Raw genomic sequence first — 14492 nt, forward strand, 5'->3', positions numbered from 1 at the left:
GCCCCTATTTGAAGTGAAACTGCTAGTCGTCAACGAGGGAACGCAATGAGTATTGAAAAGACCGTCTTCGCGTCAGCTAACAAAATGCGCGGGGCAATGGACGCAGGTGAGTACAAGCATATCGTTCTGGGGCTTCTGTTTCTGCGCTACGTTTCGGTTTCTTTCGAGCGCTTGCACGAGAAGCTTTCAGAAGACGAGTACAGCGATCCGGAAGATCGGGACGAGTATCTGGCCGAGAATATCTTCTGGGTTCCTGAAAAAGCCCGTTGGTCTTACCTCTCCAAGAACGCCAAGAACCCAGAAATCGGCATCATGCTGGATCAGGCGATGCGCGATATCGAGACTGAGAATGAAAGCCTTAAAGGAGCACTGCCCAAAGTCTTTGGGCGCGATACGCTGGATAAGTTGATCCTTTCAGGACTCATCGACCTCTTCACTAACCTGAAGCTCGACGGAACCTCTGCCGACTTTGATTTGATCGGCCGTATCTACGAGTACTGTATTGGTGAATTTGCCTCCTCTGAGGGCAAACGGGGTGGGGAGTTCTACACGCCCAAATCGGTCGTCAATACGCTGATCGAGATGATCGAACCGACCAGGGGACGCGTCTATGATCCTTGCTGCGGTACGGGTGGGTTCTTTGTTCAGTCTGAGAAATTCATCGAGGCCCACCAAGGCCAAAAGTCGGATGTCGCGATCTACGGCCAGGAACGCAACCACACGACGTTCAGCCTGGCGCGCATGAACCTGGCAATCCGCGGCATCTTCGGCGATCTACGCTGGAACTCCGAGGGTACATTGCTGCGCGATGAGTTCCCTGATGAACGCTTTGACTACATTCTGGCAAATCCCCCATTCAACATCTCGGACTGGTCCGGCGACTTGTTGAGAGAAGATGGCCGTTGGAAATTCGGTGCCCCCCCCGTGGGCAATGCGAACTTCGCGTGGATCCAGCATATCTATGCCCGTCTGTCGGCCACCGGTATTGGCGGCGTCGTGATGGCGAATGGATCCATGTCATCCATGCAAAGTGGGGAAGGCGATATTCGCCGCGCTTTGTTCGAAGCTGATGCGGTTGATGCGATGGTAGCTCTGCCGGGTCAGCTCTTTTATGGGACGCAGATTCCAGCCTGTCTTTGGATCCTCGCTAAAGACAAATCAAACGGAATTGCCAAGGAAGTGACCCTTCGAGATCGGCGAGGCGAGGTGCTGTTCATCGATGCGCGCAAGATGGGTGCTCTTGTGGAGGGCAGCCGAAAGCAAAAAGAGCTGTCCGAAGAAGAGATCGCACAGGTTGCCACCGCTTATCATGCGTGGCGTGGTGAACCGGACGCAGGCGGATACAAGGATGTACCAGGCTTCTGCAAGTCGGCTTCAATAGATGAGATCGCCAAGCACAATTTCGTTTTGACTCCGGGCCGCTATGTCGGCGCCGGTGCCGCGGAAGAGGATGATGAACCCTTCGAGGAGAAGTTCGAACGATTGATGGGAGAATTACGTGGCCAGTTCGCCGAGGGGCGGAGGTTGGAAGCCGAGATCGAGGCGCGGCTGGGGGCGTTGGGATGAGTGCATGGGCTGAACGAAAGCTTGGTGACCTTGTCGTGTTCAAGGCAGGATCTGGTTTTCCCAAAAAATTGCAAGGAAGTCGCTCGGGGGATCTTCCTTTCGCAAAAGTGAGCGACATGAACACATCCGGAAATGAGGTCATACTCGCGACGGCAGAAAACTACATTTCCACCGAACAGGCTAGGGAACTTAAAGCATACATTCACAAACCGGGGTCCGTTGCGTTTGCGAAGATAGGCGTGGCTTTGACTACGAACCGCCGCCGAAAACTGACGCATCCCATTGTCCTCGACAACAACATGATGTCAGCTGAGCCCGATCCTGTTCAAATCGACAATGACTTTGCCTACCACCTCCTCACCACCTTGGATTTCAACGAGGTCGCCTCGGGTTCTGCATTGCCGTATCTTACTGTCTCTGCATTGAAAGACATCGACGTTTTAGTTCCTCGGCTGCCCGAACAGCGCGAGATCGCCGCAATTCTCGGAGCTCTCGACGACAAAATCGAACTAAACCGCAGGACGGCGGCGACCTTCGAGGAAATGGCGCGGGCGATCTATCGGTCGTGGTTCGTCGATTTCGACCCCGTCTGGGCCAAGGTTGAAGGGCGAGAGCCTGCGCATATGGATCCGAAAACGGCCGCTCTGTTTCCGAATAGTTTTGGAGAAAATGGGCTGCCGGTGGGGTGGGAATGGCATAGCTTCGGTGACCTTTACACGGTGCTTGAAACTGGTCGCCGGCCCAAAGGTGGGGTCGCTGAAGTAACAGAAGGCGTTCCCAGCATCGGTGCTGAAAGTATCAAACGGGTTGGAGTCTTTGACTTCAGCAAAACCAAGTTTGTCCCAAGCGAGTTCTTTGCTTCGATGAAGAAAGGAAAGCTCTTGGACGGAGATGTTCTGGTCTACAAAGATGGAGGCAAGCCTGGTGAGCTCAGGCCCGCTGTCTCATACACTTCAGAGGGTTTTCCATTCGCAGAGGCTTGTATCAACGAGCACGTATTTAGAGTGCGAGTCGAAGAAAGTATTGGCCAGCATTTTGCATATCTTGCTTTGTCCAGCGACAACTGCATGTGGCAAATGCGCGAATTAGCGACAGGCGTTGCGCAACCTGGGCTCAACCATTCAGCCATGAAGTCTCTGACGACTATTTTGCCTAGCGATGAGCGGGTTGTGAAAGCCTTCGCAAAAATGGTCCAGCCACTTCTCGATGGATGTAACGAGAAAGCTGCTGAGTCTCAAACACTTGCGGCTCTTCGCGACACCCTCCTTCCGCGCCTGATGTCTGGAGAATTGCGCGTGGGTGAGACGAAGGAACGGGTGGAGGATGTTGCTTGAGCAGCGCCATTCGGGACTATCTCCGTCAGCGTGCAGGCTGGGTTTGGAATGAGCAAGGCCAAGCATTTCGACGCGGCCTCAGTCTGCAAGAAGAAACTCTGACCGAAATGCTCCTTCTGCGGATGGCAAAGGACAAGGCAAGACATGGCTTGCGCGTTCGTATGTTCTCCAAAGCCGAAGAGAAACTTAATGGTGCAGACTGGGAGTGGTTCATACGAACTCCTTCCTGCTCACTTGGCCTTCGCGTCCAGGCCAAACGCTTGTACCTTCACTCAACCCAAAAGGACTATGGCGGACTCGACCCCAAATCCAGCCAGGTCAACAAGCTGATTTCCATGGCTGGTCGCAACCATCCTGTCTACGTGTTTTTCAATCATGAGCACGGCATGAGTTCCGCTTCTTTCACGTCGGGTGGTGAGCCAGGGTATAGAGGACGAAGCTTCTGGGGTTGCACAATAGCAAGCGCTCAAAAAGTGAAAGCCGCGAACAGCAACAGCGTGAAGAAGTTAAAGTTGGTTATGAGGCCATGGCACCATTTGGTCCAACCTTCTGGTGCGTGCGGCGCTAGTGCCATTGTGGGTAGCCCTCGCTCTAAAACTAAATTTGCCGCCGATGATCCCGACCCACAATGGCTACAATTGTTTCAACAAACCGACTTTTTACAAGGATATCTTGAGAAACATGAATTGGCAGGTGTCGCCCATTTAGACTTCTCTGATTTTTCGAGGTGAATGAATGTTTCAGGTGAACCGTTCTGAAAACAGATTGAAAAAGCTCGAGGAAAAGCGCTTCTCTGATTTAAATCTTCGTGAGCGAGAACATTTGCAAGAATGGCTTGCAAATCAGCCAGACGCGCTCGGTGAAGAACTGTTGATCATCCAAAAAGAGTTTGATGGCTTTGCCGACACTCGGGAGCGACTTGATCTTCTTGCATTGGACAAAGACGGTCAGCTTGTTGTTGTCGAAAACAAACTCGACGACTCTGGGCGCGACGTTACCTGGCAAGCGTTAAAATACACGGCCTATGTTTCCAGCCTGACCAAGGCGCAGATTGTCGACATCTATCAAAAGTACCTTGATCGCTACTGCGATGGCGGCAACGCCACTCAGGGGATCTGCGAGTTCTTGGAGGTTGAGGAACTCGACGAGGTAGTGCTGAACCCTGGAAATGATCAGCGCCTTTTCTTTATTGCCGCCAATTTCCGGAAGGAGGTTACTGCAACTGTGCTCTGGCTGCGCGAGCATGGCGTCGATGCTCGCTGCTTCAAAGTTGTCCCGTACGTGTTTGCAGAAGAGCTTTTTGTCGACATTCAGCCGGTGATACCAACGCCGGAAGCCGCTGACTTCATGATTGGAATGGCGGAGAAAGAAACGGAAGCCCGCACTGCTCAAGGTACAAGGCGCAAGAGTCACAAGTTGCGCAAAGACTATTGGGCGATTGCGCTCGAAAAGATGCGCGAAGATGGCGTTTCCCTGTATCAAAATATCAGCCCATCCGACGATCATTGGCTCAGCGCAGGATCTGGTTTGGCTTCCTGTCCATACAGGCTGATTTTCTTGAAGAAGGAAATTCGCGTAGAGTTTGCGTTCACCCGGTCAAACAAGGACGAAAACAAATGGCTGTTTGATGAACTCCTTAAGCAAAAGAATGAAGTAGAAACTGCCTTTGAGAATGAGTTGGTGTGGTTGAGACTAGACGACTACAAAGAGTCGCGTCTGTATTTTGCGCTTCCGTGCGAAGGTTATCACAAGGAAGACTGGCCGGACTACGTGAAATGGCACTCCCAACACATCAGGAAACTAGAAAGCGCGCTTAGTAGACCAATTGCGGACCTAAGTTCAGCGTTCAAAAATCGAGGCGATAGTCACTGATGGCGTTCTTGAGCGAAGCAGATCTTGAAGATGTCTTGATGGAAGAGCTCGGTGAACTGGGCTTTGATCTGATGCATGGCGCGCAGCTCAGTCCGGACGTCAAACCTGCCCTGCGCTCTAGCAATCGGGAAACGATACTAGAATCGGTCCTCGTAGAAAGCCTGAGGCGCATCAACCCAGAGCTGCCGTTGCCTGCTATCGAAGAAGCCTCCAAACGTGTTCTGGATGCCGTGTTCACAACCGACCTCATTCAAGAAAACAGGCGGCTGCACAGACTTTTAGTAGACGGGATCAAAATCACCTACTTCGCAGAAGGTGAAGAGCGAAATGCCGTTGTGAAATTGATTGATTGGGGCGATGAACTCAACGACTGGAGAGCCATCAACCAGGTCGATGTGGTTGGTGTATCAGTCCGGCGACCCGATATCGTGATCTTCTTGAACGGTATGCCGCTCGTGATCCTCGAGCTTAAGGGCACTGAAGGTGCCGATATCGAGGCGGCATTCAACCAAATCCAAACCTACAAGTCCGACATCCCCGACTTGTTCCGTACGTCCCTACTGAATGTCGTCAGCGATGGTTTCAATGCGCGATATGGCTCCCTGTCGGCTGGCTTGGACCGGTTCATGGCGTGGCGCACAATTGATGGGCAAACGCTGATCCCGCCACACTCCCAGTTGGCGATTACAACGCTAGCCCGGGGTCTGTTGAGCCGCACGACCCTGTTAGACATGCTCCGATGGTATGTTGTCTTCGAAGATGAGGGAAAAGGCCCGATCAAAAAGATTGCTGGCTATCATCAATACCATGCCGTCAAAAAGGCCATGGATACGGTCCAGACGGCTCGAGCGGGCGATGGTAAGGCGGGTGTCATCTGGCACACGCAAGGATCAGGCAAATCACTTCTAATGACCTTCCTAGCCGGCCGAGTGATGCATCATCCGGGTTTGGAGAACCCAACGCTTCTCGTGCTCACAGACAGAAACGATCTCGACAACCAGCTATTCGCCACCTTTGGGCGCTGCAAAGACCTTCTTGGCGAAGATCCGGTACAGGCTGAAAGCATTGAGGACCTGCGAGAAAGGCTTGACCGGGAGGTCGGTGGGGTTGTGTTCTCGACCATTCAGAAATTCCGCCCTTCTGGAGGCGGGGAGTTTCCTGAGATTACCCCACGTTCAAATGTGATCGTTTTGGCAGACGAAGCCCACCGTACACAGTACGGGTTTGATGCAAAGCTCACCAAAGAGGGTGAGATCAAGTTCGGTTTGGCGCATCAACTAAGGAAAGCTCTTCCAAACGCTGTGTATGTTGCGTTCACAGGGACCCCAGTAGAACTTATTGGCGCAAACACACGGGGCGTATTTGGCGACTACATCGATGTGTATGATATCGCGCAAGCTGTAGAAGACGGAGCCACAGTTCCCATCTACTACGAGGCTCGGGTCGCGAAAATTGAATTGGATGAAGACATTGCCTCCGAGATAGACGAGGAGTTCGATGAAGCAACTGAAGGGCTCGAAGACGATGAAGCCAACTCGGTAGCTCGAAAATGGTCCCAGGTCGAAGCTCTTGTCGGCGCTGACAATCGGTTGGATGCGGTAGTAGCTGACATTCTGGAGCACTTCGATGCTCGCATTGAAGCCATCGACGGCAAAGCAATGATCGTTTGTATGAGCAGACGCATTTGTGTCGATGTCTATAACAGGATTGTTGCAACTCGGCCGGGCTGGCATGGTGAAACTGACGATACCGGCGCAGTCAAAGTCATAATGACTGGTAATGCTAGCGACCCAGCAGACATGCAACCGCACATCAGGTCGAAGAACCGTCAAGAGGCGATCAGGAACCGCTACAAGTCTCTGGATGACCCCTTAAAGCTTGTCATTGTTCGCGACATGTGGCTGACCGGTTTTGATGCCCCCTGTATGCACACACTGTATGTAGATAAGCCGATGCGGGGGCATGGCTTGATGCAGGCCATTGCACGTGTAAACCGAGTGTTTCAGGGCAAACCTGCCGGGCTAGTGGTCGATTACATCGGTATCGCCGCGGAACTAAAGAACGCCTTGGCACACTATTCCCAATCTGACCAAGCTCAAACTGGTATCGATGAAGGTGAAGCCGTTTCTGCCTTTCTGGATTGCCTAGATGTTGTTCGACAGCAGTTCCACGGTTTTGATTATTCAGTAACGATTGGCGGTACACCGAAAGAGCGATTGTCCGTGCTACCATCGGCCATCGAGCACATACTGAAGGCTTCGGACGCCTCTAACGACACGCAGAAAAGCGTAAAGCGCTTTCAAGATGCGATGGCCGCCCTGGTTCGCGCCTTCAAGCTCGCGGCAGGCAGTACTGAGGCCAAGAGCCATGCTGAAGAGATTGCGTTCTTCATGGCCGTCCGGGCTGGGCTGGAAAAACTCGATGTAGGTTCAAAGAAGGCGAAGTCGGCCACTACAGATCTTGCTGTCCAACAACTTTTGAATAGCGCGGTCGCATCTACAGAAGTGGTCGATATTCTTGAAGCTTGTGGTTTTGATCGGCCGGACATCAGCGTCCTATCAGAAGAGTTTATGCTGGAAATTCAGAACGCTCAGCACAAGAACCTAGCAGTTGAGGCTTTGAAAAAACTGCTGAATGGTCAGATATCTGCAAAAACACGCAGCAATATCGTAAAGAAAGAGGAGTTCTCTACACGGCTAGAGCAGGCCATCGCACGTTACCACAATCGTAGCGTTGACGCGCTTCAGATATTGCAAGAGCTCATTCAGATTGCCAGAGATTTGCAAGACCAGCCCGACGATGGGCTGAGCGGTCAAGAAAGGGCATTCTACGACGCGTTAGCAAGAAACGAGAGCGCAGTCGAAATCATGTCGAACGAAGAGTTGCAGGTGATTGCAACCGAACTCGTTAAAACTGTCAGAAGCAATTCTGGAACTGACTGGTGGCGCAGAGAGAACGTACGGGCAAAAATGCGAGTGGCTGTAAAGAGGATCCTTCAAAGACATGGGTATCCGCCGGATCTCACAACAGAAGCCGTGAAGACAGTCCTTAGACAGGCCGAGGCACTGGCTACAGAATTGAGCAGCGGTGGTGAAGCGACGCCAGCCTAACGCATGGCGGCTGCAATGAATAAAAAACCAAAAAAAAATGAGAAAAAAATGAAGTTCAATTTTTCAGACAACTACGAATTCGAGTCGTTCGTTAGAAAAATCGCTACCGAATGCTGGGGAACAAAGGGGTACTCCGGTCCAATCACGATTGATGGTAAAGAACGGGACGGCGTTCTTGAAAATGATCATATGATCTACTGTTTGGAAGTTACCGTTTCCAAAACCGCCAAACACACTCTTGAGGCATGCAAAAAACTGGACGAACACGTACGAAGGCTGCGTGGGCTTCACCCAGAAAAGGGAGTTACCGGGTGGTACGTAACTCGTTTTGAACCTACGGGTGAGCAAGGAGCCATTCTTCAAAGCTACCGGACAACTGTAAATCACAGGACATATGAAGCCTTCTACGCAAACATGGTTGATGCAAAGGAATACCTTATCGAAAGACCTAAAAAACCTTTCGGTAGCATAAGGCATCCAAAGGATGGGTCCTTCGACAAGGAGTTGAAATATACTCCCACAAAAATTTTAGACTTAAAAACAGGGGATTATACACACACCGGAAGTATAGCCAAAAGATTTGCAAAAAGAGCTACGAGGGCGTTGATCGTCGGCGAGTTTGGCGCTGGTAAGAGCATGGCGTTAAGGGATATTTTTCAACGCCTTTCAAAGGACTATCGATCAGGTAACGACTCCCAATTTCCAGTATATATCAATTTGCGGGACCACATCGAGCAATATGACCCAGACGAATGCCTAAGACGCCATGCGTCTAGCATTGGAATGTCAAACCCAGAAAAATTGATAAAGGCTTGGCGCTCGGGGTTAGTGTATTTATTGCTGGATGGATTTGATGAACTGGCTCCGCGAATAGCCACGAACTCAAAGAAACGAGCTCAGGATTTGCGAAACTCCGCAATCTCTTTGGTGCGCAGACTTATAGAAGAAACCCCGTCAGAAGGTGGAATCCTTCTGGCAGGGAGAAACAACTACTTCGACACCAACCAGGAACTACATGCGGCGCTCGGTCTGAGAGACAATTGGCTGCTGCTCGAACTCCATGATTTGGATGATGAAGATTTATCCAGGTTTATTTCTGATCACGGGTGGGAAGGTGATTTACCTGATTGGGTTCCGAAGAAACCCCTATTGATATCATATGTGAAGCAAAACGACTTGTTGCTTTCCGGACAAGATGGGCAATTGGCTGAGAGTTTCGACCCAGCACTGGGATGGAACTTTCTAATCGACAAGATCTGTGAGCGTGAAGTTGGGCAGGTCTATATCGCGTTGGAGCCTAAGGAGTTACGAAAAATTTTTGGTCGTATGGCAACGTTGGCCAGAAAAAAGACCGACAGGCGAGGTCCTTTGAGTTTCTCGGATTGTAGGCGAGCTTTTGTGGAGGTGACGGGTGTAGAACCCGAAGAAAGGAGCGTAACAGCAATTCTCCGATTGCCTGGAATGTCTGGAAGCCTCGCAGGTTTAGATTCATCTGACTTGGAAAGAGGTTCCAGATTCTTTGTGGACACTGATCTCGCGGATGCTCTCAGCGCAGAAGATGTACTGTCTGCCATACAGATTCCTTACGAGTTCGATGGTCAGATTTGTGATGGAGTTGTACATCCGCTTGGTGATCTTGGGTGCCGGCTCGCATATGAAATGCTCGGACAAGACGCCAATACGTTGCTCACTGGAGCGTTGAGGTTTTTTTCGGAAAAAAATACAGACGCCGCACGAAACATGTCGTCAGATCTACTTTCAATTGCGTTCGCGAATGACGCTACAGTCCAACAAGAAGTTCTATTTTCGAACCTTTACGTTGGTAGCCTTCGCGTTGATAGCGATGCAGATTTTTCCAATGTCACATTAGACTGCTGTGCAATTGAAACGCTCACAATCGAAGTCGACAATCCGAACCGTTTACCGGTGTTCCAGGGCTGTCAAGTCGACACTCTGATGGCACCTGAGTACCTTTTCAAGTTAGTAACCAAAAGTCTTGGCTTACATAACAGTATCGACAAGAAGGTTTGTGAGGATGTTAGTTTCGATAGTTTGCGTCAGGAAGGCGCTCCAGAGGCCTTTTTGGACTTAGTATCGATTATTGACAAGGTGTTCCTACAATCGAGGAAAGGCCGATTAATTTCAGCTGTTTTCAGAGGAAGACCGCCAGAGCGAAGAGAAAACATCGATAGCGTTCTAGGGGCGATGAGCAAGGCTAACTGGGTACACAAGTCTCGTAGGAATGGCGTGGAGTTAATTGTTCCAAATCTATCCAAAATGGCAGAAGCAAAAACCGTAATTGCAAAAAAACTCTTCGATCACGAATTTGTTGATCAAGCCCCAAGTTAGAAAAAAGATCGGTTTTTGAAAGACAATTCTATAGACGCAAATTTCTGAGCCAACTAAGGCTCAGAAATCTTCAACATTTATCGCATGGGCTGGCGCATAGTCCGGGTCTTTTTTCTTTTCATCGGTGTTTTGCCGGGCAATATGCGCGCAAGAAAAAGGATGAAACGGGAAGGCTATGCCATTTTTGCGTGAAACCGAATTTGCCGCCGAAGCAGTCTGGCTTGGCTATGTCCCTGCGGGAACCTCCTTGCGGGCCAAGGCTGTTGACGCGCTGGATCTGGGTTTTGACGGCGTGAAGGGTGAGCGCCACGAAGGCCTCAATCGGGCGTCCTGTGTCCGGGTCTCGAACCTTTACCCGAAAGGCACTGAAATTCGCAACGTGCGTCAGCTTTCAGTTTTGTCCGAGGAGGAGTTGCAGCAAATTGCGCAGGACATGGGGTTGGATCAGCTTGACCCGTCCTATCTTGGGGCTTCCATTGTGCTGCGCGGAATCCCGGATTTCTCTCATATTCCCCCGTCCTCGCGTCTTCAGGCAACGAACGGGGCGACGATAACAGTGGACATGGAAAACGCCCCTTGTGTTCTGCCGGGGCGCGAGATCGAAGCGGATCAACCGGGGCATGGCGCAGCTTTCAAACCTGCGGCGGCCGGGCGTCGGGGCGTCACGGGATGGGTCGAACGCCCGGGTCGCATTCAACTGGGGGACCGGCTGAAACTGTTTGTTCCGGATCAACCTGTTTGGGCTTGTGAAAACGGGCTTGTTTCCGATTAGAAACCCCTGAAACGAACTTACGACGCTTCGCGACGCCAGAATGTCGGAATCCATGGCTATCGGGATTGTACACAAGGTTATGGAATGCACAGCGCCGACGCCCCGCGTCGGTTTTGCACGGTATTCAATCAAGGACCCCGGCCAATGAGCTACAAATCCGATATCGAAATCGCCCGCGAAGCGAACAAAAAGCCGATTCAGGAAATCGGTGCCAAGATCGGCATCGACTCTGCGGATCTGCTGCCTTACGGCCATGACAAGGCGAAGGTTAGCCAGAACTTCATCAACTCGGTTCAGGACCGCGAAGACGGCAAGCTGATCCTGGTGACTGCAATCAACCCGACCCCGGCAGGTGAGGGCAAGACCACGACCACAGTGGGTCTGGGTGACGGCCTGAACCGCATCGGCAAGAACGCGATGATCTGTATCCGCGAAGCTTCGCTTGGCCCGAACTTCGGTATGAAGGGCGGCGCCGCGGGTGGCGGTTATGCGCAGGTCGTTCCGATGGAAGAGATGAACCTGCACTTCACCGGTGACTTCCACGCCATCACCTCGGCGCACTCGCTGCTGTCGGCAATGATCGACAACCACATCTACTGGGGTAACGAGCAAGAGATCGACACCCGCCGTGTCGCATGGCGCCGTGTGGTCGATATGAACGACCGTGCCCTGCGTCAGATCACAGCTTCACTGGGTGGTGTATCGAACGGCTTCCCGCGCGAAGCTGGTTTTGACATCACCGTGGCGTCCGAGGTTATGGCGATCCTCTGCCTGGCAAACGACCTGAAGGACCTTGAAAAGCGTCTGGGCGACATCATCGTTGCTTACCGCCGCGACAAGACGCCGGTCTACTGCCGTGACATCAAGGCCGAAGGCGCAATGACCGTTCTGCTGAAGGATGCGATGCAGCCGAACCTGGTGCAGACGCTGGAAAACAACCCGGCCTTCGTCCACGGCGGCCCGTTTGCGAACATTGCGCATGGCTGTAACTCGGTCATCGCGACCAAGACCGCTCTGAAAGTTGCCGACTATGTCGTGACCGAAGCCGGTTTCGGTGCGGATCTGGGTGCCGAGAAGTTCATGAACATCAAGTGCCGCAAGGCGGGCATTGCCCCGTCGGCTGTGGTGCTGGTTGCGACCGTGCGGGCAATGAAGATGAACGGCGGCGTTGCCAAGGCCGATCTGGGTGCGGAAAACGTTGAGGCCGTCAAATCAGGCTGTGCCAACCTTGGCCGTCACATCGAGAACGTGAAATCCTTCGGTGTACCGGTTGTCGTCGCGATCAACCACTTCGTCACCGATACCGATGCCGAAGTTCAGGCGGTGAAAGACTATTGTGGCGAGCACGGCGTCGAGGCGGTTCTATCGCGTCACTGGGAGCTGGGTTCCGAAGGGTCTGCCCCATTGGCCGAGAAAGTCGTCGAAATCGTCGAAGGTGGCACCGCGAACTTCGCACCGATCTACCCCGACGATATGCCTCTGTTCGAGAAGATCGAAACCATCGCCAAGCGCATCTACCGCGCTGACGAGGTTCTGGCTGACAACAAGATCCGCAACCAGCTGCGTGAATGGGAAGAAGCCGGATATGGCAACCTGCCGGTCTGCATGGCCAAGACGCAGTATTCCTTCTCGACCGACCCATCGCTGCGCGGTGCACCCACGGGCCATTCGGTTCCGGTGCGCGAGGTACGCCTGAGCGCGGGCGCGGGCTTCATCGTGGTCGTCTGCGGCGAGATCATGACCATGCCTGGTCTGCCCCGCAAACCGGCTGCCGAAACCATCTGCCTCAATGACGCAGGTGAGATCGAGGGCTTGTTCTAAGCCGCCGAATAGGACATCTCGTGGTCCGGGGATTCATTCCCGGGCCATGAGGAGATGACGATGCCCACTCTGACACCGCCTCAGAACTGCAACACGATGCAGGAGCTGCGGGCTGAGATCGACAAGCTGGATCGCCAACTGATCGAAATGCTGGTGACACGCGCCAGCTATATCGACCGCGCGTCGCAGCTGAAACCGGGCGAGGGCCTTCCGGCCCGTATCCCGGAACGCGTCGAAGAGGTGGTGCAACGCGTGCGTGCAAGCTCGGACGCGCTGGGGATGGACCCGGATCTGGCCGAGAAGCTGTGGCGCATATTGATTGACTGGTCGATTGCACGCGAAGAGCGCGTGATTGGCACCGACTGACTGACCGGGCGTTCTGTGCGCCCGATCCGTTTTTTGAAAGAAGGGATCGAAGTATGGTAGCTCAGGTTATCGACGGTAAGGCCTTTGCCGCAAAAGTGCGCGGTCAAGTTGCCGATCAGGTCGCAAAGCTGAAAGAAGAAAACGGCATCACCCCCGGCCTGGCCGTGGTTCTTGTGGGCGAAGACCCAGCCAGCCAGGTTTATGTCCGCTCGAAGGGCAAAATGACCGTTGAAGTCGGCATGAACTCGTACGAGCACAAACTGGACGCCGCGACGTCGGAAGAAGACCTGCTGGCGCTGATCGACAAGCTGAACAACGACCCGGCCGTGCATGGCATTCTGGTTCAGTTGCCGCTGCCCAAACACCTGAACGAGGATCTGGTGATCAACTCGATCGACCCGGCCAAGGATGTGGATGGCTTCCACATTTCGAACGTGGGCCTTCTGGGCACCGGTCAGAAATCGATGGTGCCCTGCACCCCGCTGGGCTGCCTGATGATGCTGCGTGACCACCACGGTTCGCTTTCCGGCATGGACGCCGTTGTGATCGGCCGCTCGAACATTGTGGGCAAACCGATGGCGCAGCTGCTGCTGGGCGACAGCTGCACCGTGACCATCGCGCATTCGCGCACCAAGGATCTGCCGGATGTCGTACGCCGCGCCGACATCGTTGTTGCCGCTGTTGGCCGCCCCGAGATGGTTCCGGGCGACTGGATCAAGGAAGGCGCGACCGTGATCGACGTAGGCATCAACCGCATCGAACGCGACGGAAAGAACAAGCTGGTCGGTGACGTGGACTATGCCAGCGCGTCCCAGCGTGCTGGCGCCATCACTCCGGTTCCGGGTGGTGTAGGTCCAATGACCATTGCATGCCTGTTGGCCAACACTTTGACTGCGTGCTGCCGCGCCAACGCTCTGCCCGAACCCGAAGGTTTGACGGCGTAAGGCAATCTGGTCGGGTCGATCATATCGGCCCGGCACACTCCTCGGTTGTGCGTGACCCTGCGAGACAATCGTTGCACGCTGTAGCCATTTTGCCCTGAATGGGTTTGACAGCTTAAGAAATCGTGATATCCCAGTATTCCCAGTTGGTTACAGGTAAGGTGCATCAGTGCGTGTCGTGCTAAGGTTGAATTTTGTTGAGTCATGCACAAAAGCGGTATGACGTCTGGGATTAACACTATTCGGAATGCTTGTACCCCACAGCGAGTGACGGCGGGCCTTGTCTTTCTTCCCTTGCTTGCCTACGCGTTTCCTCCGTTTCTGGTCGCGGATCTGAGCTTCAGTTTGCGTCTTCTTTTCT

Annotated in this window: 10 protein-coding genes; all 10 read left to right on the top strand. The window is 53.0% G+C overall.

The window, feature by feature from the left end:
• Window positions 1-45 precede the first annotated feature (45 nt).
• The 10 genes from ACR0I0_RS11365 to folD all read left to right on the top strand — a co-directional run bounded on the left by ACR0I0_RS11365 (window position 46) and on the right by folD (window position 14134).
• Window positions 46-1566, top strand: a complete 1521-nt coding sequence (locus ACR0I0_RS11365; RefSeq protein WP_480491466.1) for a type I restriction-modification system subunit M — start codon at window positions 46-48, stop codon at window positions 1564-1566.
• Window positions 1563-2900 (top strand): restriction endonuclease subunit S, encoded by a 1338-nt coding sequence (locus ACR0I0_RS11370; RefSeq protein ID WP_480491468.1) that lies wholly within the window; start codon window positions 1563-1565, stop codon window positions 2898-2900. The genes ACR0I0_RS11365 and ACR0I0_RS11370 overlap by 4 nt, the downstream gene beginning before the upstream one ends.
• Window positions 2897-3631 carry a DUF6615 family protein gene (locus ACR0I0_RS11375; protein ID WP_480491470.1) on the top strand — a complete coding sequence of 245 codons (735 nt, stop codon included), beginning with the start codon at window positions 2897-2899 and terminating at the stop codon, window positions 3629-3631. Before ACR0I0_RS11370 ends, ACR0I0_RS11375 begins: the two co-directional genes overlap by 4 nt.
• 4 nt (window positions 3632-3635) lie before the next feature.
• The gene (locus ACR0I0_RS11380) at window positions 3636-4772 is read left to right on the top strand and encodes a DUF4268 domain-containing protein (protein WP_480491472.1); all 1137 of its coding nucleotides are present in this window, start codon (window positions 3636-3638) and stop codon (window positions 4770-4772) included.
• Window positions 4772-7882 (top strand): type I restriction endonuclease subunit R, encoded by a 3111-nt coding sequence (locus ACR0I0_RS11385; RefSeq protein ID WP_480491474.1) that lies wholly within the window; start codon window positions 4772-4774, stop codon window positions 7880-7882. Before ACR0I0_RS11380 ends, ACR0I0_RS11385 begins: the two co-directional genes overlap by 1 nt.
• Before the next feature lie 15 nt (window positions 7883-7897).
• A complete protein-coding gene (locus ACR0I0_RS11390) occupies window positions 7898-10231 on the top strand; it encodes an NACHT domain-containing protein (RefSeq protein WP_480491476.1) in 2334 nt (777 codons plus the stop codon).
• Between the two features lie 175 nt (window positions 10232-10406).
• Window positions 10407-11003: an MOSC domain-containing protein gene (locus tag ACR0I0_RS11395; protein WP_480491478.1), complete on the top strand. Its 597-nt coding sequence runs from the start codon at window positions 10407-10409 to the stop codon at window positions 11001-11003.
• A 144-nt stretch (window positions 11004-11147) separates the two neighbouring features.
• Complete coding sequence (locus ACR0I0_RS11400; RefSeq protein ID WP_171170859.1) at window positions 11148-12824, top strand: formate--tetrahydrofolate ligase; 1677 nt, start codon at window positions 11148-11150, stop codon at window positions 12822-12824.
• A gap of 60 nt (window positions 12825-12884) precedes the next feature.
• Window positions 12885-13190: a chorismate mutase gene (locus tag ACR0I0_RS11405; protein ID WP_171636837.1), complete on the top strand. Its 306-nt coding sequence runs from the start codon at window positions 12885-12887 to the stop codon at window positions 13188-13190.
• 53 nt (window positions 13191-13243) lie between these two features.
• The gene (gene folD / locus ACR0I0_RS11410; RefSeq protein WP_171636839.1) at window positions 13244-14134 is read left to right on the top strand and encodes a bifunctional methylenetetrahydrofolate dehydrogenase/methenyltetrahydrofolate cyclohydrolase FolD; all 891 of its coding nucleotides are present in this window, start codon (window positions 13244-13246) and stop codon (window positions 14132-14134) included.
• Window positions 14135-14492: the final 358 nt, after the last annotated feature.

This window comes from Ruegeria sp. AG6 (genome assembly GCF_056541565.1).

Coding starts and splice junctions, on each gene's coding strand:
- ACR0I0_RS11400 (WP_171170859.1), top strand. CDS start 11,148: ATGAGCTACAAATCCGATATCGAAATCGCCCGCGAAGCGAACAAAAAG.
- ACR0I0_RS11365 (WP_480491466.1), top strand. CDS start 46: ATGAGTATTGAAAAGACCGTCTTCGCGTCAGCTAACAAAATGCGCGGG.
- folD (WP_171636839.1), top strand. CDS start 13,244: ATGGTAGCTCAGGTTATCGACGGTAAGGCCTTTGCCGCAAAAGTGCGC.
- ACR0I0_RS11385 (WP_480491474.1), top strand. CDS start 4,772: ATGGCGTTCTTGAGCGAAGCAGATCTTGAAGATGTCTTGATGGAAGAG.
- ACR0I0_RS11395 (WP_480491478.1), top strand. CDS start 10,407: ATGCCATTTTTGCGTGAAACCGAATTTGCCGCCGAAGCAGTCTGGCTT.
- ACR0I0_RS11405 (WP_171636837.1), top strand. CDS start 12,885: ATGCCCACTCTGACACCGCCTCAGAACTGCAACACGATGCAGGAGCTG.
- ACR0I0_RS11390 (WP_480491476.1), top strand. CDS start 7,898: ATGAATAAAAAACCAAAAAAAAATGAGAAAAAAATGAAGTTCAATTTT.
- ACR0I0_RS11380 (WP_480491472.1), top strand. CDS start 3,636: ATGTTTCAGGTGAACCGTTCTGAAAACAGATTGAAAAAGCTCGAGGAA.
- ACR0I0_RS11370 (WP_480491468.1), top strand. CDS start 1,563: ATGAGTGCATGGGCTGAACGAAAGCTTGGTGACCTTGTCGTGTTCAAG.